The sequence below is a fragment of the Nitrospira sp. genome (genome assembly GCA_016715825.1).
Lineage (GTDB): Bacteria > Nitrospirota > Nitrospiria > Nitrospirales > Nitrospiraceae > Nitrospira_D.
The window spans coordinates 1-22,111 of record JADJXO010000001.1 but is presented as its reverse complement, the minus strand read 5'-3'; the positions used below and the strand labels follow the sequence as shown (position 1 = coordinate 22,111).

Sequence of the window (22,111 nt, the reverse complement as noted above, 5' to 3'; positions counted from 1 at the left end):
GTAAAACGTGAAAAGTGACGTGTAGAAATCAATCGTCATTTTCCCATGTCCAAGAAGCCAAACTTTTTACGGTTCACCTTTTACTTTTTTACGTTTTACGGAGGAATCAATGCCAGATTTAAGACGTGATCCGATCGTCGGCCGCTGGGTGATCATTTCCACCGAACGGAATGGACGCCCACACGATTTTGTCAAATGCCAGCCGGTTAAACCTACGGCCACAACCCTCTGTCCATTTTGTCCGGGACAGGAGCGGCTCACGCCGAAAGAAATCATGGCCTATCGTCCTCAAGCGGGCGAGCCCAACTCGCCGAATTGGCGTGTCCGTGTCATTCCCAATAAGTTCCCCGCGCTTCAAGTCGAAGGCGACATGGGCCGTGAAGGAATCGGGTTGTACGACCGGATGAACGGCGTGGGAGCGCACGAAGTCATCATTGAAACCCCCAACCATGTCGAAAGTCTGGCCGACCTACCGGCCAAGCAGATTGAAGACCTCCTGTGGGCCTATCGCGACCGCATGCTCGACCTGAGAAAGGACGTCCGGCTCCGCTACATCCTGGTGTTCAAGAATCATGGCGCGCTGGCGGGGGCTACGTTGGAACATAGCCACTCCCAACTCATCGCCTTGCCGATCGTCCCGACCAGCGTACAGGATGAACTCGACGGATGCCGCACTCACTTTCAGCAGAAGGAACGCTGCATCTATTGCGACATTCTTCGGCAAGATCTCTCAGACGGTGATCGGATCGTCGCTGAAAATCCAGAGTACCTGTGCGTGACGCCCTTCGCCCCACGCTTCCCGTTTGAAATGTGGATTCTGCCCAAACGCCACGCCGCATACTTTGAAGATAGCCAAAAAGCTCAATTTGAATTGCTCGCTCCCATCCTGTCAGAGTCGCTCCGTCGTATGGATAAAGTTTTGGCCCATCCGGCTTACAACTTCATCCTCCATAGCTCGCCGCTTCACGAAAAAACCGGCGACTACTATCACTGGCACCTAGAGATCATCCCCAAACTGACTCAAGTGGCGGGCTTCGAGTGGGGTACCGGTTTTTACATCAATCCGGTCTCCCCGGAAGAGGCCGCGAGGTTCCTGAGGGAAGCGGAGCCCTAGATGCCGGTCCGTTTTCGCCTTGAAGATCCCACGCTATCCGCGACGCTCCGCAAGATTGAGCGACTGGTTCGTCGCAATGGCGGACGAACCTGGCTGGTCGGCGGCTGTATCCGCGATTTGGTACTCGGGCGACAGCCGCGCGATTTGGACCTCGAAGTCGCGGGTCTTCCACCAGGGCAACTCCACGCGCTGTTGTCCGAACAGTTCTCCGTCCAATTCGTCGGCAAGGCGTTCGCGGTCTTCAAACTGCAAGGTCTGCCCATCGACATTTCCATTCCCTCCCGCATCCTTCCCAGCAGCACGACCTCGATCCCTACTCTGGTGCGACAGGCGGATCCTGACATCTCGATCGACGATGCCCTGGCCCGACGGGACTTCACCATCAATGCCATGGCGTGGGACCCGGACACGAGAGAGCTTCGTGACCCCTTCAATGGGCGTGATGACCTCCACGCACGTATCTTGCGGCACGTGTCGCCACAGTTTACCGAAGATCCGCTGCGTGTCCTGCGTGGGATGCAGTTGTGCGCCCGCTTTGAATTCACCGCTGCGCCGGAGACCGTGGAGCTGTGCCGAACCCTCTCACAGAACAGTCAGCCCCGTGAACGTCTGTGGGAGGAGTGGAAAAAACTTCTTCTTCAGGGCTGCAAACCGTCTAGGGGGTTGCACTTCTTGCGCGACTGCGGGTGGCTGCGGTTCTATCCGGAGCTTGCGGCACTTCAGGACTGTCCACAAGATCCGCTATGGCACCCTGAAGGGGATGTCTGGATCCACACACTCCACTGTCTGGATTGGTTTGCCGGTGAGCGATCCGGCAACGAGGAGGACGATCTGATCGTCGGATTGGCGATCCTCTCCCATGACTTCGGCAAACCAGCAACAACCAGACAGGATTACGAGCATATTACCTCGCGCGGGCATGAATCGGCGGGCGAGGACCCGACGCGATGCTTTCTCGAACGGCTCACCAACCAGCAGGACATCATAGACGGGGTGCTGCCCTTGGTCTTGTGCCATCTCCGTCCCCGCACACTCTATGATGCACAAGCCTCTGACAGCGCCGTCCGTCGGCTCGCCAGACAAGTGAAACGGCTTGACCGTTTAGTGCGCGTAGCGAGGGCCGATCATGCAGGCCGGCCGCCAAAGGTCTTTGATGGATTCCCAGCCGGCGAGTGGTTACTGAACCGAGCGAAGCAGCTGGACGTTGCGCATCAGGCCCCGGTCCCCATTCTGATGGGGCGGCACTTGTTGGAATTAGGAGTTCAGCCTGGTCCTGAAATGGGCCGACTGCTTGATGAGTGCTACGAGGCTCAACTGGATGGAGAATTTGGGACGCTAGAGGAAGGCCTCAGTTTCGCAAAGCACAAGCTTGCCGCGCCCTGCTAACCGGCTTCTTTTCTCACATTGTGCGTTCCTCCGAGTACGATCTCCCCTTGCCCTTCGTTCGTCCGGTCGCTTATCATCCTCCCATGCACGTACAACTGAATCATCCCGCACGCACGATCGAAGTCAAAGGACCGAAGAGAGTGAAGGAATTGCTCCGAGACCTGAATCTCGTCGCTGAAGCACACTTAGTCATTCGGGGAGACGAATTGGCCACAGAAGACGAGATGCTGTCGGATCAGGATCAGATCGAAATCAGACCGGTGATCTCAGGTGGATGACCTCCCCCCTAGTCTGCCATGGCATGATACGAGGGCCGCTCCGGCACCCACACACGGTCTTGGGAATCCGCTAAAGCCTGCATCTTCTTTTTTCACCTTGCAATTCGAGTATCAATGGCACTACCCTTGCATCATGTGCCAAGCTAGTGCCAAATGGGTGGCACCTATTTTTAATTTTTCACAGGGGGTTTCCTTATGAAACGTGTGTTGATGGCAGCTATGGCAGTGGCAGTCGCAATGACTTTTAACGCCCCGGCCTTCGCTAGCAATGATAAGAAGGAAGAGAAGAAGGGCGGCCATGTCCTCTATAGCGATGACAAGAAAGAAGAGAAGAAGGGCGGGCATGCCACGTATAGCGACGACAAGAAAGAGGAAAAGAAGGGTGGCCATGCCGATACATTTGGTGACGACAAGAAGGACGAGCACAAGGGCGGCCACTAAAGCGTTGTGTCCAAGTACGGATTGTTGAATCCTTGCCTGATTGAGCAATCGAGTCAACTTGGGGGCTTTCATTCTCGTGATGAAAGCCCCCAAGTTTTTGATCCTTCCCCATTGAGCTCTCCTCTATACAGCACCCCCCCCCCAAGGCTGGAGAGACCGAGTTCAGATACATACGCAGCGTGCACAATTACGCACCCTGCCGTAGGAGTCAGCCTACGCCGCTCGAATACCTTGCTCACAACTCTCACTCTGTGTTTGCCATACGTTGATTCAGCTTACAGTGGGGCGGGGATGAGCGTGCCTACTCGAACGAAGTCCGCAAGCGCATCTTCTAGAAAGCCTTCGGCATATTTCGAAACGGCTGAGGTTTGAGCTCCTCTCTACATCGACGTTCCTCACTTGACCCCCCCACTTCGAGAACTGTATAACCATTCGTCCCGGTGAGCTCTAAGGTAAGGTTGTGACCTGCACTTGTGCTTCTCGACCAGGCCTTTGACCTTTACCCCCATGTCTGAACGCGACAGACGCCATGCGCCCGTAGCTCAATGGATAGAGCATCTGACTACGGATCAGAAGGTTACAGGTTCAAGTCCTGTCGGGCGCACCATACCAAGCTTGCTCGACCCGGAACCTCCTCACTACAGCGACGGGGTACGCACCCCCCCACGGTTTCTCCCCCCCGCTATGCCTCGCTAACGGATCTGGGCCCATTCCATTCAGTCCTCTCAGGCTCGACGAGAGACGTTGCATAAGCCTCCCAGACGCCGTAAGGTGAACGAGGAGTGTGATGCTATGAAACAGGCTCCGGACCAGGGCGCATTGCCACTCGATCAGGAGCGTGCGTCGACAGAAAAAAAAGAGACCGAAAACCGATATCGGGATGATGTCCGCACGTTAGCCGGAAAATTGCTCACGGTCCAGGACGAAGAGCGGCGGCGGATTTCGCGCGATCTTCACGACGACGTGAACCAGCGCCTTGGGGCGATCGGCCTCCAACTCGACACGCTGAGCCGAAATCTCCCGGACTCCCCATCCGTCATCCGCCGGCGGATCCGCGTGATCCGGCGGCATGTGAGTGAACTATCCGACGACGTCCGTGGGCTTGCCTATCGATTCCATCAAACAACGGTGGAGGACCTTGGGCTCGTCACAGCCCTCCAACGTTACCTCAATGATTTCGTGAAGCGCACCGGCATCAGCGCTCGATTCACGAAGCCCCGATCGGCCGACTCCATTCCGTTGCGATTGGCGACGTGCTTATATCGAATCGCACAGGAAAGTTTGGGGAATGTGGGACTCCATGCCAATGCGTCACAAGTATCCCTTACACTCGTCGTGTCATCCGACGAGATCTCCTTGACCGTGTGCGACGATGGAATTGGAATGGACCTCGAAGAAGTCAAACGTCGAAAGGATGGGCTCGGGATGTTGAGTATGGAGGAGCGAGCGAAGCTGCTGGATGGCACGATATCCTGGTGCTCTTCGCCTGGGAACGGAACAACTGTGTTCACACGCTTCGACCCAGGAACTGAATTGCGATGAACAAGCCATCGATTCTTCTCGCAGATGACCATACCCTGTTTGTGCAGGCCCTGCATAATGTGTTGGAGCCGGAATTCACCTTGGTCGGTGAAGTAGGAGATGGCCGCGCCCTTCTGGAGGCGGCCCCTCGTCTGCTTCCTGATGTCATTTTGCTGGATCTGTCGATGCCGCTCTTAAACGGTATCGACGCAGCCTACCAGCTTAGACGCCTGGTTCCCGCCTCCAAGTTGTTGTTTTTAAGCATGCATGGAGATGCGACCTATGTCACCGAGGCCTTCCGAGCCGGCGCAGCCGGCTATGTGTTGAAGCGTTCGACCGCGACCGAACTTCTTCAAGCCATCCGAGCCGTCCTGCGCGGACAGCTGTATGTATCTCCCATGCTGGCGAAAGACATGCTGGATCCGCTTTTACACAGCAAGCGATCCCTCACGGCACCACAAAAGCAGCTCACCATACGCCAGCGAGAAGTTCTCCAGCTGGTGGCGGAGGGACGATCACTGAAAGAGATTGCCACGATTCTCTGCGTGTCGGTCAAAACCGTGGAGTTTCATAAGACACGCATCGTCAAACAACTCGGACTTTCTACGACGGCCGATTTGACCAAGTATGCGGTCACGCACGGCCTAGTCCCCGCCTGATCCTTCACCAATCTTCTCGTGTTTCGCACCGACTCGTCGCCATACCCCTCCGACCTTTTTTCTGCACAACACACCCTCTCACTATCCAGGGAATGAAGTCCTGGTAACTAGGGACACTCCTAGTTCTCAGCTTGGGGCCTCTGTGCTTAGTTATACCTCATGCCTCATCGCACACGTCATGGATGATGAGGCTGATTGTAGGCGGCGGTGAGCGACGTCGGCATGGCCTGTATGAGGCTCCTTTACGGCAGCGCCCATTCAGGGTTATCTGTGCCGCCATCTGACTGAAGGAGGCAACAACCACATGTCCGGTCGCATGCCCCCCCGCATTATCCTCTTAGCGGGTATTCACCCATTGATTGCCGAGGATAGTCGACTTCACGTTCACGGTATTCCTGGATCGACGCAGTACGAGGTCGTCGAGTCTCCCGCTGACGAATACTCTCTTTTGCCGGTCGTGAGCCGCCTACAACCCCATTTCGTCCTCCTTGATCTCTTGCATGCAAGCAGTTTGCAAACCATTCGACGCATTACGAGCATCAATCCTTCGTGTTGCATCGTGGCCGTGACGGGAGCACGAAATAAGGATGTGGCAGCGGCAGCTTTTTCCAGCGGAGCCTCGGGTATCCTTTATCGTAACGACATCTCAACCGAACTCTTCGATGCGATCAGTACAGTGCGAGCGGGCCGACGTTTTCTCTCCTCCTCCCTCTCCTCGAAAGCAGCAAGCCCGAGAACGAATGAACGTCGCCCACAGACGAGAGGCATCTCATCATTGGATGAGCTGATCATGCGTCTCATGCTGAGAGGCTACCCGGCATCTCGAATCGCACGTGCGCTCGGCCTTTCTGCCAGAACCGTTCGCCTCAGCATCACCTTTCTCAAACAGTTTTACGGCGTGCGAACGAAGCAGGAATTAAAGGAGTATGCGACGGCCATATTTTGCAGGTCCTGACAATCCAATCGATGCGACGAGAGACAGGGAGAGATGCCGTGGCCATAACGAGGACTTTACGCCATCCGGATGGAGAACTGCGACTCCGTCGAGTCGAGTGGGGTGACCTGGTACGAGTCGACTTTATGACCTGGTTGGAGAATGGATCCTTGTTTGATTCATCCCTGTATCACGAGCCCCTCGAGTTTATCGCCGGAGAACAGTCTGTCATGCCGGGCATCAATCATCTGGTGCTCGGTATGACCGTCGGTGAGTCCAGAACCCAGCTGTTTCCCCCTGACCTTGCCTTTGGTTTGTATCGCAGCGACCTGTGCTACCGAGTGAAGCGCAGATGGTTGAAGTCCCACCATATCGTGCCGGTGATTGGCCTCGAAGTGGCCATTCTCAAAAACGATCGCACAGTGATGAATATGATCGTGACTGAATTGGACGGAGAACAGGTCACGTTGGATGCCAACCACAAATTGGCCGGGAAGAACATCATGGTTCAACTTGACCTGCTAGAGATTAAAGCGCCTACCGATCGGGAGATTCCCGGCACGATATTGGAATGACCGTGCAACTAGATTGGACGAAGACGCAATGGAACTAACGTTGCTGGAGGGTCTCGTCATGCTGACAGTCGCCGTACTGTGTGGGTCTGCGCTCAAGTGGGCACGGCGGCGGCGCTGGTCCGCGCGTTCCCGGATGAAACGCCCGATTCGGTACTTGACGATTCCCCATTAGGAGGTTGGCTTTAGAATCCACACACGCTGTCCTCTCGTGCGTCTGCCCATGCGCACTCTATACGGACGTCGTGGCTTACACACCAGAGAGGTACCCATGAACACCGACAACGGAAACAAGCCGTTCGTACACAAGGCGACACAGCAGGAGTGCCAGGGCTGTGGTGAAACCATCGATCTGCGACACGACAGCGCTCTCGTAGAAACCCCATCTGTTCCGTCCCCTTCGGAGAAAGACGTCCTTGTCTGGCATCAACACTGTTACGATTCCTTCCTCGAGGAAGGGGAGGAATGTTGATCACACTGGTCCGAATGATCGTTGTCGCTTCCATCACACCCAATACCTACAACGGAAGCTGCAATGGCGTACTCGTTGATGAATGATCGTCTAGCATTTTCCTGGTCCTTCAGCCAGATGTCTGCCGCCGCGCTCACGTCTGCGTCGCTTCTCGGTGTTTTGAGTCTAACCGGTTGCGACTTCTCGCCTCCGGCCCTGGAGACACAGATCGAGGAACCGCACACAGACCTGAACGAGGCTGTGGTGGAGAAGATCGCATTCGAACAGGACGACTCGGAGATGCGAGCGCGACACGCCTCCATGCAGCGCACGATAGAAGGACAGGAGCGAGAGAATGGGGTCCTGCGAGACCGCATTGAGGCCTTGACCGCGAAGAGACGAGAGGCCTCAGTCAAGCCATCTTCTTCCCGTCTCACCTCAAAGTCGAAACGGTCGGTCCTGAAAAAGGGCTCGTACTCTCCCTTGCGGGTCAAACGCTCCCTGATGAAAGGGCCGCGCGTTGCGCGTATCCAACGGCTCTTGAAGCGCCATGGGCTCCCGATTCGAGTCGACGGCGTCTATGGGAGCGACACGGCTGCAGCCGTTCGCTGGTTTCAACGCTACAACGGAATCAAACCCGATGGTATCGTCGGTCCACATACCGAGCGGGCACTTCAACCACACACTCGGGTATCAAAACTCATCAGACATCTCTCACTCCAACATCCACCTCTCAAAGGACGTGATGTCATACGGCTCCAGAAAGCCTTACGCCGATTCGGGCATCGTCTCACTGTGGACGGGCGCTACGGTCCTACCACAAACAGAGTCGTCGCCAGTTTTCAAAAACAGCATGGACTGAAACCGGACGGCATCGTTGGGCCAAAGACCTGGCGTCTGCTCAAGAGGAAACCTTGAGCCCCGGGGTCACTTCCTAATGGGAGAGACTTTGCCATGCTTCGCCGCTTGTGTCCTTGGCAGTGATTCCCTCCCTTACAGGTGTGCGATTTCGTCTCGTTCTTCTTTTTCTTTCCGCTTCCGCCAGCGGCGCTCCAGTGCATCACGTGCAATGTTCCGTCCTCCGAGCCCCACGGCGATCGCCAGAGCCAGGATCACCCCGCCAAACACGATAGAAAATGCCGCGATCACGACTTCCTTGGCGATACCAAGCTGAGTCAGCACCATGGCAGCCGCAAAGAGAAATATCCCCCAACGCACCAGACCAGCGATAAATCGTGCCTCCTGAATCTGCGCGTTGACCATCGCGATCAACGTCGCCTCCGCCAAGAAGTTGCCCATCAAGACACCGACCAGAATCAAGAGTCCGGCCGCAATCACGCTCGGCAAATAGCCCAAGAGTTGCCCCATCAGGTCGGCGGTCGTCGGCAACCCCAGCGCGTCCACACCCATGAACACAAAGATGATAAACACGGTCCAGAACGCCAGGCGTCCCATGATCTGAGAAAACGGTTGTTTAAACCCCGCCTTGGCCAGCGACGCTTGCAATCCCCATCGCTCACTGAGCACATCGACGCGAACTGCGCGCAACAAGTGGTGAAGTGCCGCCTTCATCGCCAATCCGACGAGCACGCCGAACACAATGAAGCTGGCCAGCGCAAGTAACTTTGGGAGAAAGAGCGCCATCCGCATCATCATGTCGCGAAACGCTTCTACGATCGCGTCGCCCCACACATTACCCATCGCTCCACCTCCATCGCTGAATCAGATACGATTTCATGGTTTCGTACTCGACGGCCAATCGCTCCAGATGCTCTTCCACACGCTTCCCTGGTAGCGCACGTGTCGTCAAGATCAGTGACGCGGTATAGCCGAGGTACAGCGGCGTCAGCGACTTGAGCAGGTGCTCACGGTGGAGGAGCCGATCGTGATAGGCCATGGCCAAGTCATAAACGACTTGCACCCAAAGACTGGAGGGAAACCGAAAACTATCCGCATCATCGATCCCCAGCTCCAACACGTGTTGAAAGGTATCGGGTGCCAACACGATCTGCCAGATCGGGACCAGGTCCCGCAGCCCCTGGCGAAACCCCTGGATCATCCGTTCGACGTGCAGAGTTCCGACGGACTCCCCTAATCCGGCCGGTTCTCCGATCATCGGAACCGTCTTCGATCCCTTTACCGACTCCCACCCACTTTGATAGCGTTCCATCAAGTGAAAAATGCAGCCGACCGATTGGGCAATGATCGTTGATAAATCCCCCATCGGCTTGCCTTGGCGCACACGTGCCCCTAACATTGCTTCATAGACGTCGATGGGTTCGGCTGCTGCCAATGTCGTGATCCATCCATCGATCCCATACAGGGCGATTTCGTCGTCCCATGGTTGAGCCGTCAGGGTCGATCGCATGAACCGATCAGAGAACGCATAGGCTCCGCCCTGATGATAGGTCAGGCGTTTTCCATACAACGCTCGGGTGAGGGGTGCCAGCAGCGTATTCGTCAGGGTCCCTTCGTACCGATTGCGGGAGAATTGAGGCAGCACACAATCCGCACCTTTGTCGAGAATGGGTGACGTGAGCAGTTCCGGCCAGTGTTGATCAACGGACTTCAGATTCCCGTCGACGATGACACACACCTTTGCCGCCAGTCGCTCAGAGACCGTCGCGAGCAACCGCACCGCCACGTCTCGGCCAGGTACCCCCGACTCGGTGATGACATGCAATGAGGATCCACGCACCGGATGTCGGACCGCCCAGAAAGGTCCCTCGCGTCCGACCGCTTGTTCGATGAGATCCCCTGTCCCATCTTGCGAACCGGCATCGCAATTGATCAGCAACACCCTCTGCCCTCGACCCGAACGACGAAATCCCTCGATCAACGTTTTGGCAACGGCAGGTGCCGTCGCTCCATCGTTGAAGGTAAGCACTCCCACGACGATATCAGTTGGTTCCGCCTGATCAAGCAGCGCGTGGACCGAATCCGGCAAGGAAGATTCGGCAACGGGCTGTTGATTCGATTCGAGCCGATCCATACCGTCACTCAGAACACAGCAGCTTTAACAGGGTGAGATGGTCGCCTAAGTGTCGGGTGATGAGAAAATTGCGTCGCACATGCTCTTTCGCCGATGCCCCCATCCTCGTCATGACTCCAGGATTGCTAAGCAAATAGCGGATACGAAATGCCGCCCCCTCAACGGAATGGACGATGAATCCGGTCGCACCATCGACGATTTGCGCCGAGACGCCACCGGCGGTTCCTCCGATGATGGGCTTTCCCTTCCACATGGCTTCGGACACGGCCACGCCGAACCCCTCCTTCAGCGCTTTCTGAACCACGACGGAGGCCGCCCGTTGCAACACGTTGATCTCGCGATCTGCCTCCGGAGGCAGTTGAAGAATGTGAATGTCCGGATCATTCGCAGCCGCTGCCTGAACCTCTGCCAAGACAGACTCCCCTTCCGGGTCATGAAGCACTCCGCTACCGGCCAAAACAAGCTGGCAGTTATGATGCTTCTTGACCATCTGATAGGTTCGAATCGTGCCGATCTGATCTTTGAACCGGTCGAAACGGGCCACCTGCAAGAGAATCGGTTTACTCTTGGCGATACCAAAACGATCAAGTCCCTGCGCAATCTCAACACGAGAGAGTTCCCGATTCTTTTCGGTCAACGGATCAATCGACGGATAGATCAAGAACTTCGGAATCGGCAGCCGTTGAGCGAATCCCGGCAGCGAGAAGACAGCTGCATCATATTTCACGACGTGCCGTCGGAACAGACTCCAGATTGAGCGGTGGGGGCGGCCCATATCCAGGTGACAGCGCCAGACCCATTTGCCGCCCTTCCGATAATCGATCAGCGCCGCTGGCTGGGGATCGTGGACGACCACCAGATCGGCGTCGAGATTCAATGCCCTCGCGTTTCTGGCGGTGATATCAAGATAGGTGGCGTACATCTCATTGGTGATCGTTTCAGGTCTCCCCTGCAACCCGTCAGCAATCCGTCTTGTCACATCAGAAAATTCCTGTGTCCCGGCGATGACCTCCCAACGAGCTTCGACACCCAGTGCTTTCATCACCGGCACGATCCGCCGCAAGATCTCCGCCATTCCGCCGCCGTAGCGCACAGCGCTGACATGGAGAAACTGCTTGCCTTGCACGAGATCACTCAACCGATGCAGAAAATCGACCGTTCCCTTCGGAGCCACTTCCCGGTACTGTTCCAACTCGCCGATCATCGACTCCACCCCCTCTTCATGTCTCGCCGTCCCATTACAGCACTGTCTGCTCGATACCGTATGCGGCAACTTCGGAAGGCTTCCCTATGAGGTTGAGCCAATAGAATCCATACGGCGCCAGCGTCAAGATATAGGGGCGTTCCGTCAGCGTGGGGAAACGTGCCTCGCCCAACAGTTCAATCGGCGTCGAGCCGACACATCCTTTCAAATCCAATTCGACCGATTGTGCGGAGCCTGCAAGATTGTGAACCACCAGCAGCTTGACACCCTCATGCTCCCGAAAATACGCCAAGACCTTGCCGTTGGCCGGCCGTAGAAACGTAATCGCCCCTCGTCCGAACGCCGAGAACCGTTTGCGGACGGAGATCATCCGTTTCATCCAGTGAAGGAGCGAATGGGGTGCCTCCTTCTGCGACTCGACGTTGACCGCTTGATACCCATACACGGCATCTGCCACCACCGGCAGATAAAGCTGAGCTGGGTCGCAATTCGAAAATCCTGCGTTCCGATCCATCGTCCATTGCATCGGTGTCCGTACGCCGTCTCGATCCTTGAGTTTGATGTTGTCCCCCATCCCGATTTCGTCGCCGTAATAGATGATGGGACTCCCGGGTAGGGTGAAGACAAGGCTATGGAGCAGCTCGATCTTTCTACGGTCATTCTCCAACAACGGAGCCAGCCGACGGCCGATGCCGATGTTACGCCGCATCGACGGATCACGCGCGTACGTGTAATACATGTAGTCCCGCTCCTCACCGGAACACATTTCGAGTGTGAGCTCATCATGGTTGCGGAGGAAAAGGCACCACTGGCAGTTCGGTGGAATCTCCGGCGTGTGGGTAAACATATCGATGATGGGATCACGCGTTTCGCTCTGCACCCCCATGTAAAGCCTGGGCATGAGGGGAAAGTGAAAGGCCATGTGAAACTCGTCGCCATCGCCGAAATATGGTCGTACATCCGTCGGCCATTGGTTCGCTTCTGCCAACAGGACGCGCCCCTGATAGGACGCATCAATTCGCCGACGGATATCTTTCAGATAGTCGTGCGTCTCAGGAAGGTTTTCGCAGATCGTACCTTCCCGTTCAAACAGATACGGAACCGCATCGCACCGAAACCCGTCCAGCCCTTGGTCCAGCCAAAAGGTCATGATGTCCAGCATGGCCTGACGGACTTCTGGATTGTCATAATTCAAGTCCGGCTGATGACTGAAAAACCGGTGCCAGTAGAACGCCTTCGCATCAGGGTCCCAGGTCCAATTGGATTTTTCCGTGTCGATGAAGATAATTCTGGCCTTCCCGTACTTGCGATCGGTGTCGCTCCACACATAGAAGCCGCGTTTCGACGACTGAGGAGACTGCCGCGATTCCTGAAACCACGCATGGCGATCGGAGGTGTGATTGAGGACTAGGTCGACGATGACACGAATCCCACGACGGTGGGCCTCATCCAACAGTTGTTTGACATCCTGCATCGTGCCGTACTGTTCAGCCACGGTGAGAAAATCCGCCACGTCATAGCCGTCGTCCCGGAGCGGCGAAGGATAAAACGGTAACAGCCAGAGGCAGTCCACTCCGAGCCATTCGAGGTAGTCCAGCTTTCCGATCAAGCCTTGGAAGTCCCCGATGCCGTCTCCATTGCCGTCGGCATAGGCCTTCACATGGATCTCATAGAACACCGCGTCCCTGTACCAAAACGGATCGTCGTTCACCATCGTGTCCTGTCCATCTCCTATCCTGACCCACCCTTCGCCAATTGATCGTCGCACATGTTCAACAGGTTGGATCGCAGCCGTTCGAGGCTCCCTAAGTAGGGATTCAGCGCCTTCATGCGGTCGGCTAATTCGGTCAACTTCAAGCCATGTCGAATCCAAGCCGAAAAATCATTCTCCTCCCGTTGCAGGCGCAGATGCGATTCGAACACATGGAAGTAGATCACGCTGACATCCACTTCTGAAATTGCTGCACGAAATTCCCGCAGCGTCCGCGCTTCCAAACCCGTCGGGACCTCCAGGATACGTGACCGGCTGAAGTAGAACGGGGCACCGAACCCTGCACGAGGCACCGTCGCGAGGCCGGAGAGGTGGTCGTCGATCAGGGAGATCAGTTCTTCCCGCAAGGCCTCCAAGCTCGGATATTCGAACGGATCCACGACCGAAAGCCGTTCCGCAAGCACGTGATCGCGCACCTGCTCGCCCACCCATTCTGCAAAATCGTTGGGATAGGTCCGTTCAATGAACCGATGGCGCAAGAAGAAACTATGGGTATGGAAGTAGATGGAATCGAGCGGCACCTCTTCCAACAATTCGGCCAGAGTGCGCTCGTCTTCCGCCAGCTTGCCCAGAATTTCCTGGATCTCGCTGCACCCGAGGAACTGAAATGCGCCGTCACTGCTCGTTGGTGTCATGATGGACGATGGCCCTTCCTCTTGATGTACCGTCACGCAGCCGGAATCCGCTGTGAACCAAGAGCTCGGTCAAGGTTATAGGCAGCGCTGATCAGGCCGATGTGGGCGAACGCCTGAGGGAAATTGCCCAACTGTTCTCCTGTCAGAGACAACTCTTCCGCATAGAGGCCCAAGTGATTCGCATAGCTCAAGATCTTCTCAAACGTCAACCGAGCTTCTTCCAAACGACCGGCTCTGGTCAACGCCTCGACCAGCCAGAATGAACAGAGCGTAAAGGTTCCTTCTTGGCCGGATAAGCCGTCGGGCGCAGCCTCCTCTGGGAGGTAGCGAAAGACCAGTGCATCGGATACCAGACTGGATGTGATCTGCTCGATGGTGGATTGCATACGTGGATCGGTCGGTGAAAGGAAAAAGACAAGCGGCAGGATCAAGGCGCTGGCGTCCAGTGCGTGACCGTGATATTCCTGCACAAACGAGCGGCGTTCATGATCCCAACCATAGTGCATGACATCACGATAGATCCGGTCCCTCGCATCCATCCACTTAGCACGATCTGCAGGAAATCCTCTCTTGTCTGCGAGGCGGATTCCTCGGTCGAGCGCAACCCAACACATGACTTTTGAATACACAAACTGCCGCTGCCCGCCGCGCACCTCCCAAATTCCTTCGTCAGGCTGATCCCAATTGGCACAGACGTAGTCCAGGAGACGAGTCAAACCCATCCAACTGTCATAGCTGATAGGTGATCCATGCTTATTGTAGAGATAGGCCGCATCCATCAACGCGCCGTACATATCCAATTGGCGTTGTGAAGCCGCGCCATTGCCCACACGGACCGGCGACGAACGTTGATATCCTTCCCAATGGGACAGGATGTCCTCCTGTGTAATCCGACGTCCATCGATACCGTAGAGGACTTGTAGCGAGCAGTCTTGGTTGAGATCGTGACAGCGGGCTTCGAGCCACTGCATGAACCGACCCGCCTCTTTCGAAAAACCAAGCCGCAACAGCGCATACAGGGTGAAGGCCGCATCTCGAATCCAGGTGTAGCGGTAGTCCCAATTCCTCTCACCGCCCAACGATTCGGGCAGACTGGTGGTCGGCGCGGCCACGATCGCACCGGTCGGTGCATAAGTCAGGAGCTTCAACGTCAACGCCGAACGTTGAACCATTTCACGCCATCTCCCCGTGTAGCGGCATTGACTCAACCACTTCCGCCAATAGGCCACGGTCTCGCGCAACGCAGTGTCGGCCGTTTGAGGTACATCAAGGACGCTCTCGCTCGTTTCTGACTCCAGTTGCACGAGAACGAAGGTGATCTGCTGCCCTTCTTCCAAGACAAACTCCGCCTCCACGCCCCCCTGACTCGTCGTCAGCGGTACGGAACTCACCAATCCGATCGTCAACGAAGCCGATCGAAAGATCGCTCCGGCCTGGAGCGTCGTGACACGATGATCATCCCGACCGAAGTTGAACGCGGGATGACACTCCAACCGAAACCGAATTTTGCCTCTGACCACCTTGACCATACGAATAATCTGATGTCGCGTCGCATGCACTCCCGGCTCATCGCCTTCGATCGGCATGAAATCCGTCACCTCGCCGACGCCGTCATGGTGCAGAAAGCGGGTCAAGAGCACGTTGGTTTCCGGCAAGTAGAGTTGTTGTCGTTTTCCATCGTCGGGTGGAGCAATGCGGAACCGCCCACCTCGCCGGTCATCCAGCAACGCGCCGAACAAGCTGGGTGAATCAAAGTGCGGGAAGCAACACCAATCGATAGACCCATCCTTCCCCACCAAGGCCACGGTATGGAGGTCTCCGATGACTCCGTAATCTCCGATCGGTTTATACCCCATCGGATTCCCCTCTCACCTTACACCTCCTCCAGCGTAAGGCTTCGAATGCCTTGCAGCGGAATCGATAGCCAATCCGGCCTATTGTGCAACTCGTACTGTAATTCATACAGCGCTTTGTCGAGTTCATAGACCTGCAGCACCCGCACCACGTCTTCCCACGTGTCTGGCAGGAATTCCGCCTCATCGGGTTTGGCGACCGAGCGATACCCCTCGAGAAACACTGCACGCGCGGCACGCTCCCATTCCATGATGACGTCACGATCAGTGGCAGACATCGGCCGACCCCGTTTCAGCACAGCATGTGCTGCGTAGTTGAACGACCGCAACATGCCCGCAACATCCTTGAGAGGACAGTACTTCGCTCGTCGCTCTTCGAGCGGCCGTGTCGGTTCCCCCTCGAAATCAATCACCACGAATCCGTCGTCCGTTTTGAGAACCTGGCCAAGATGATAGTCACCATGGCAACGAACCTTCGCTGCTCGCCCCTCCGCTAATAGGCGGAGGTTCTCAAATCGAGTCCGGCAGACTTTCTCTAGACGGTCCGGTTCGTCGAGGGAGAGTCCGACCAGCGCCTGTTGCTCGACCGGCATCCCCCGCAGATCGCGACAGACATCGGCAAGAAACTGCGTCATCTTCCCCTGCCACCCTTCGACATCCTGGTCCGTGGTCGGCTCGGGGCGAAAGGCCTCCAGCTCCGCATTCGATGCCAACGCGAGGTGGAGCCTGCCGGTGACTCGTCCTAGGTGACGGATCTCGCCCAGGAAGGTGTCGGACATTTCACGCCGCGATTGTGATGTGTTCAGCAGTTCTTCCAACCGCATGAGCGTGTGGGTCCACCCATCCCCCTTGTTCTGAACAAACCCTTGGACCACGAGGATGGTTCCCTCAACAGCCGTCTCCTCGGTTCGGCAGTCGTGATACTTCATGAGGCCGAGCAACGGCGGGATGTCGCGGCAGGAGGTCTGCGTCGCGAGAAACTCTAGGACCTCGCCGTCCGGATTGATGCCCAGATCCAGCTTTCGGATCAATTTCATGATCACCCGCCGGTCGAGCACAACTGAGGTGTTGCTCTGTTCCGCCGAAAGAACTTTCACGCAATCAGCTGGTGCAGTCAATTCCTCCTGCTGCCCAGGTATGACCTTTCCTGCAAGACAATCCACATGCCCGACGATCTCCTTTTCTCCTCCGACTGCGGCGTATAAGGCACGCCAGACCTCATCGTCCCGGGTGGCATCACAGACCCAGAGCTGAGGAGTGGAGTCGCTGAGTGCAGCAATAGCCACGGCATCGTCTCCCTCCGCTCTGGGTCTGACCGAGAGCGGGGCGGCATAGCGTTCTTGCCCCCCTCCTCGATATTCCACCAGCAGGACCGCCAGCACATGGGGGACGGTTCCGGATGACAACTCGAATCCATCGAGGAATCGCGCGTCCGCCACCGACCTACCTTTACCGCGAAACCATCGCTGCCGCTGAAGATACTCGATGATTGGTCCCCGCCCCTGCGCTTCGAGTGCGGAACGGACTTGATCAGTCCACGGAGATTGTCCCGCCAGTGACATGTGTCGCCTCTTAGAAGAAGTAATCGAACTCCTGCTCTCGATGAGTCCATCGCCGCACCACGAAAATCGCAGCCGGTTCGACCTGAGGATCCAATCGTAGCATGTAACTCTCGCCCGTCATGAGATCGCGCTGATCAGTGATCACATTGTGCAATTGATACGTTTCGTCCGCTTTGATGCCGAGTGCCGCGATTGGAATCCGGAGATGGGCTTCGTGAGACTGGAACGGGCTGAGGCTGACCGCCACCAGCACCGCGTTCTTCTTATCGACCGTACTTTTTCCATAGAACAGAACCTGATCGTTACTCGACTCATAGAATTCCAGATTTTCCAGCTCATGCAGCGCAGGATTGTCCCGCCTGATTCGATTGAGCAACGTCACGTAGTCGACGATATGGCCGGGGCGATCCCAGTCCCATACTGCAATCTCATATTTCTCTGAATCCACATATTCCTCTTTCCCCGGCAACGCTCGGTTTTCGCACAGCTCGTACCCACTGTAGATGCCATACGAAGGCGATAACGTCGCGGCCAGGACCAACCGAAACTTGAAAGCAGGTCGGCCGCCTTGCTGAAGAATCTCCGGCAGAATGTCCGGCGTATTCGTGAAAAAGTTCGGCCGGAAATATTCCTTCATCTCACTGCGCGACAATTCGATCAGATAGTCCGTGAGTTCCTGCTTGAAATTGCGCCACGTAAAATAGGTGTAGGATTGAGTAAAGCCTGCTTTCGCCAGCACCTTCATCATTTTGGGTCTAGTGAAGGCTTCGGACAAGAAGATGGCGTCTGGGTGACGATCTTGCACTTCACGGATCAGCCATTCCCAAAAGGCCACCGGCTTCGTATGTGGATTGTCGACGCGAAAGATCTTCACCCCGTGATCAGCCCAGAACAGAACCACGCGTTTCATCTCGTTCCAGAGCCCGAGCCAGTCTTTGCAGTAAAAGTCGACGTTGTAGATATCCTGGTACTTCTTGGGTGGATTTTCCGCATACTTGATCGTCCCGTCCGGCCGATGGGCGAACCACTCCGGATGGTCTTTGACGTAAGGATGGTCCGGCGAGCAATTGATGGCAAAATCCATGGCCAGTTCCATTCCCTGCGCGCGGACAGCTTTCTCGAATCGATCGAACTCTTCGATCGTGCCGAGGCTCGGCTCCACCGCATCATGGCCGCCCCGTTCGTTTCCGATCGCATAGGGACTACCGGGATCGGTCGGAGTCGGGGTGAGGGAATTGTTTTTTCCTTTGCGGTTCGTGCGGCCGATGGGGTGGATCGGCGTGAGATACAGCACGTCGAATCCCATGGCCTTGATCGCCGGCAATCGCTGTTCACACTCCTTGAACGTCGAACCTTTGCCCGGGATCGTTCCCTGTGAACGGGGGAAGATTTCATACCAGGCTCCGTAGCGCGCACGGACACGATCGACCACCACCTTCAGCTCCCGATCATACAAGGTCCAAGCCGTGCGTTCCTGATGGCACTCGACAAGGTATGAGAGTTCTTCGCTGAGAGCCACAGCCAGTTGGGCCTCCTGTGTATCCGACGACCGCCATTGCTTCAGCAATTCACTAAGTCTGGCTTTATCCGGTCCTGTCGCCCGTTTCGTGGCCCCTTCGACCAACGCCCGTCCTTCCAGCAGCTCGCTTTCAATGCGCTCCCCCGCCTGCGATTTCTTGATTGCCTCCTGCCGCCATGATTCAAATGTGTTGGTGAAGGCCCCAATGGTATAGAGATAGCGCGTGTTCTCCTGAAGGTCGAAATGGCCGGACCATCGATCATTATCGACGTGCGACATCACCGCCTCGTGCCAGGTTGTTTCGTTGATCGTCCGATATCGGAGCACGGCGGTCAGTACGTCGTGGCCCTCCTTAAAAATGTCTGCGGATACCTCAAGACGATCTCCAACCTCGCGCTTGATCGGATACCGCCCACCATCAACCTCGGGGTGCACCGATTCGATGATGATCGGCGACCACGTTTCAGGTTTCGATTTTGTCTTGGCCCCCACGTAGACGACCTCCTTCGGCAAAGCAATCAGACCATGCGTTCCACTACAGCAACCGGACAATCTTTCAGGATCTCTGCAGCGGTGATACTTTGTCGCCCCTCGTCCGACACCGTCACCAATTGACTCCCCGTCAGAACATTCCGGAAGGGAGATCCTTCTTTCCACGACGGCATCATCACCCTGGTATCACCCCATACGCGTTCACCGACCGGAAGCACCGTTGGATCCTCGATCACTCCCGTCAAGAGACGCGGCACGACGACGACCACGGCCTGGTCTCCATGAAGGCGAGCGAACGCAAAGAGGAGTTCACGTTTCGCACCGGTGACCTGGAGCGGCACGTACTCTCCCTGCTGGAACAAGTCGGCATGCACTCTGCGGTAACGCAACCCTTCAGTGGTGAGCCACAGCTTGATCCGCCCATCGACCCGATGCGTCAGGAGATCGTGCAAGAGGGCCTGCCGGGCTTGCACCGAGTCTCCGGCTGACCGCAACGAGGCTAAGACAGTCTGCCTCAACTCATAGTCCACGGGGCGGCGATTGTCCGGATCGACCAAATTGAGATCCCAGAACTCCGTGCCTTGATAGAAATCCGGGACGCCTGGTGCCGTAATCTTGATCAGCAGCTGCGCCAGTGAGTTGTAGATGCCGTACTGCGCGATCCTTCGCTGGAACGGGAGGAAATCATCGAGGAAGTCTTTCGATTCGGATCGATCGAGAATCCTCGCCACAAAGCGGCCCATGGCCTCTTCGTACTCAGGATCAGGGTTGACCCAACTCGTGTGAACCTTAGCTTCTCTGATCGCCTTGTTCATGTACTGTTGCATTCTCGTGCGAAACTCTTCATGCCTTTCCTCATCGAGCGGAGTCAGCGGCCAGGCCCCGATCAAAGTTTGGTATAGGAGATATTCATCATCCGCACTCGGCACCGGCCCCTGCTCCGCAGAGACTTTCCACTTGCGATTAAGCTTGCCCCACAACATGACCCGTTGGCTCCAGAGCTTCGGCATCTCGGACAACACCGCGATTCGCATACGAACGTCCTCGCCTCGCTTGGTGTCATGCGTCGCAGTGGTTGACAGGGTGGCCGGCCATCGGCCCTGCCGTTCCTTCAACTGTTGATGGGCCGTCGTCGGCGTGATGCCAAAGTGCTGAGGATCGGCCCCGACTTCGTTCAATGAGACCAGTCGGTGGTACCGATAGAAGGCCGTATCTTCGATCCCTTTCGCCGTGACCGGACTCGTCGTCTGTTGAAACTTCATGACGAAGCGAAGCCGCTCTTCATCATGGGCCTTGTGCACATCGGCCGGTTGCAAGAGTAGATCACGGACAAAGTCGAATACCGACCCGCTCAGCGCCGGATTGCGCCGTTTGGCCCTCGTCACAGCCTGCCAAATAAACGCCCGGTCTCGATCCAGGATCCCCTCCGGCGCCCCGGTAATATACGTCCGGTAGACCGGGAAACAGGCGATGATCTCCCGGATCGCATGCGTGAGGCTATTCAGGGTATAGTCCTGCGACCGTCGATCCCGTTCCGATAACCGATTCAATTGATGGCCCAAGACGTTCAACTCGCTCGCCATCGCGACATTCATGATCAATTGCTTACACCGGTAGGCCAGTTCGTCGAACGGTTGCTCATTGTCGACGAAACGCGTATAGGCCGCATCGACAGCGCGTTCATTGGCACGATTCACAAAGAGCCCGTTCACGAGGGCCAAAAATTCGTAGCCGGTGGTGCCATGAACCGCCCAGGTCTCGGGAATCCGTTCATTGGCACCAAGGATCTTTTCGACCAGTAGATACAGCGGACGGCGTTCGGATTCACCGACCTCCGGCCATTCGCGTCGCACCCACTCCTGAAGCTTCTGGAGATAGTCGGCCGGGTCGTAGAGACCATCGACATGGTCGATCCGAAGCCCGGTCACCGCCCCCTCTTTGAGTAATCGAAAGACCAACTGATGCGTGGCTTCGAAGACTTCGGGGTTTTCCATTCTCAACGCGGCGAGCTCGTTGATATCGAAAAACCTCCGATAGTTGATCTCTTCGGCCGCCACCCGCCAGTCGGCCAGGCGGTACGCCTGATCGTTCAAGAGATCATCGAGGAGGTCGAAACTGTGTGGATCGCCTTTGGTCCCGTTGATCTGTCGCACGTTTTCGTCCAGAAAGCGCCGGATCGTCGCATTGCTTTCCAGCAACGCCGAGAGACGGCGACGAACAACTTCTTTCTCTCGATACCGCTCGACGACCGCCGCTGGGTCACGAGCGTCTCGCGGCGGTAGGCGCGTCAGCGCCGTGATGATGCTCTCCAGTTCCATCACATGGGGGCTCTCGGGCCCCTCCGCGTCGGCAAGCTCTGTAAGGCGATGGGACAGGATCCGCACAGACGCTTTGGGAGCCACGGGGAGTCGATGCTCGTAATAGCGGATGATGTATCGCCCGTCCTGATATTCTATTTGTAACTCTTGGTCTTCCAGGACGACCCCATATTGATTACCGAGGATCGGCAGGAGGACCTTGTTCCGCAATTCGATCTTGAGCGGGTCCCAATCAATATCGAAAAACGACGCATGCCGTGAGCTCGGCCCGTTCTCAAGCACATCCTGCCACCAGGCGTTGATCTGCTGAGCGATGCCCATATGATTCGGCACGACATCCAGCAGATGTCCCATTCCACGCTGATGCAACTCGTCGATCATCGCGTGGTAATCCTCTTCGGTCCCGATT

Annotated in this window: 18 protein-coding genes and 1 tRNA gene; 10 read left to right on the top strand and 9 right to left on the bottom strand. The window is 56.3% G+C overall.

The window, feature by feature from the left end:
- The first annotated feature begins 109 nt into the window (after positions 1-109).
- The 10 genes from galT to IPM58_00050 all read left to right on the top strand — a co-directional run bounded on the left by galT (position 110) and on the right by IPM58_00050 (position 8,274).
- On the top strand, positions 110-1,114 hold the full coding sequence (galT, locus tag IPM58_00095) for a galactose-1-phosphate uridylyltransferase (GenBank protein ID MBK9305514.1): 1,005 nt from the start codon (positions 110-112) through the stop codon (positions 1,112-1,114).
- Complete coding sequence (locus IPM58_00090; GenBank protein MBK9305513.1) at positions 1,115-2,500, top strand: HD domain-containing protein; 1,386 nt, start codon at positions 1,115-1,117, stop codon at positions 2,498-2,500.
- Positions 2,501-2,583: 83 nt separating this feature from the next.
- Complete coding sequence (locus IPM58_00085) at positions 2,584-2,778, top strand: MoaD/ThiS family protein (protein ID MBK9305512.1); 195 nt, start codon at positions 2,584-2,586, stop codon at positions 2,776-2,778.
- 195 nt (positions 2,779-2,973) lie between these two features.
- Positions 2,974-3,219, top strand: a complete 246-nt coding sequence (locus IPM58_00080; GenBank protein ID MBK9305511.1) for a hypothetical protein — start codon at positions 2,974-2,976, stop codon at positions 3,217-3,219.
- A gap of 531 nt (positions 3,220-3,750) precedes the next feature.
- A tRNA-Arg gene (locus IPM58_00075) sits at positions 3,751-3,826 on the top strand.
- 185 nt (positions 3,827-4,011) lie between these two features.
- A complete protein-coding gene (locus IPM58_00070) occupies positions 4,012-4,761 on the top strand; it encodes a sensor histidine kinase (protein MBK9305510.1) in 750 nt (249 codons plus the stop codon).
- Entirely contained in the window at positions 4,758-5,399 is a 642-nt protein-coding gene (locus IPM58_00065; GenBank protein ID MBK9305509.1) for a response regulator transcription factor, read from the top strand. The genes IPM58_00070 and IPM58_00065 overlap by 4 nt, the downstream gene beginning before the upstream one ends.
- 304 nt (positions 5,400-5,703) lie before the next feature.
- Positions 5,704-6,354, top strand: coding sequence for a response regulator transcription factor (locus IPM58_00060; protein MBK9305508.1), 651 nt, complete (start codon positions 5,704-5,706; stop codon positions 6,352-6,354).
- 38 nt (positions 6,355-6,392) lie between these two features.
- Positions 6,393-6,908: an FKBP-type peptidyl-prolyl cis-trans isomerase gene (locus IPM58_00055; GenBank protein ID MBK9305507.1), complete on the top strand. Its 516-nt coding sequence runs from the start codon at positions 6,393-6,395 to the stop codon at positions 6,906-6,908.
- Between the two features lie 532 nt (positions 6,909-7,440).
- Complete coding sequence (locus tag IPM58_00050; GenBank protein ID MBK9305506.1) at positions 7,441-8,274, top strand: peptidoglycan-binding protein; 834 nt, start codon at positions 7,441-7,443, stop codon at positions 8,272-8,274.
- 75 nt (positions 8,275-8,349) lie between these two features.
- Here IPM58_00050 and IPM58_00045 read toward each other — a convergent pair whose 3' ends face one another.
- From IPM58_00045 to treY, 9 genes are all read right to left on the bottom strand, one after another.
- Entirely contained in the window at positions 8,350-9,057 is a 708-nt protein-coding gene (locus IPM58_00045; protein MBK9305505.1) for a hypothetical protein, read from the bottom strand.
- Entirely contained in the window at positions 9,050-10,348 is a 1,299-nt protein-coding gene (locus tag IPM58_00040; GenBank protein MBK9305504.1) for a glycosyl transferase family 2, read from the bottom strand. The genes IPM58_00045 and IPM58_00040 overlap by 8 nt, the downstream gene beginning before the upstream one ends.
- A 4-nt stretch (positions 10,349-10,352) precedes the next feature.
- Complete coding sequence (locus IPM58_00035; protein ID MBK9305503.1) at positions 10,353-11,552, bottom strand: glycosyltransferase; 1,200 nt, start codon at positions 11,550-11,552, stop codon at positions 10,353-10,355.
- 34 nt (positions 11,553-11,586) lie between these two features.
- The gene (treS, locus tag IPM58_00030) at positions 11,587-13,263 is read right to left on the bottom strand and encodes a maltose alpha-D-glucosyltransferase (GenBank protein ID MBK9305502.1); all 1,677 of its coding nucleotides are present in this window, start codon (positions 13,261-13,263) and stop codon (positions 11,587-11,589) included.
- Positions 13,264-13,283: 20 nt separating this feature from the next.
- A complete protein-coding gene (locus tag IPM58_00025) occupies positions 13,284-13,958 on the bottom strand; it encodes a hypothetical protein (GenBank protein ID MBK9305501.1) in 675 nt (224 codons plus the stop codon).
- A 32-nt stretch (positions 13,959-13,990) separates the two neighbouring features.
- The gene (locus tag IPM58_00020; GenBank protein ID MBK9305500.1) at positions 13,991-15,814 is read right to left on the bottom strand and encodes a glycoside hydrolase family 15 protein; all 1,824 of its coding nucleotides are present in this window, start codon (positions 15,812-15,814) and stop codon (positions 13,991-13,993) included.
- Between the two features lie 17 nt (positions 15,815-15,831).
- A complete protein-coding gene (locus IPM58_00015) occupies positions 15,832-17,373 on the bottom strand; it encodes a phosphotransferase (GenBank protein ID MBK9305499.1) in 1,542 nt (513 codons plus the stop codon).
- A gap of 10 nt (positions 17,374-17,383) precedes the next feature.
- Positions 17,384-19,444, bottom strand: a complete 2,061-nt coding sequence (locus tag IPM58_00010; protein MBK9305498.1) for an alpha-1,4-glucan--maltose-1-phosphate maltosyltransferase — start codon at positions 19,442-19,444, stop codon at positions 17,384-17,386.
- Positions 19,411-22,111, bottom strand: a 2,701-nt coding sequence (gene treY, locus IPM58_00005; GenBank protein MBK9305497.1) for a malto-oligosyltrehalose synthase, incomplete at its 5' end; no start/stop codon positions are given. The genes treY and IPM58_00010, both read right to left, overlap by 34 nt.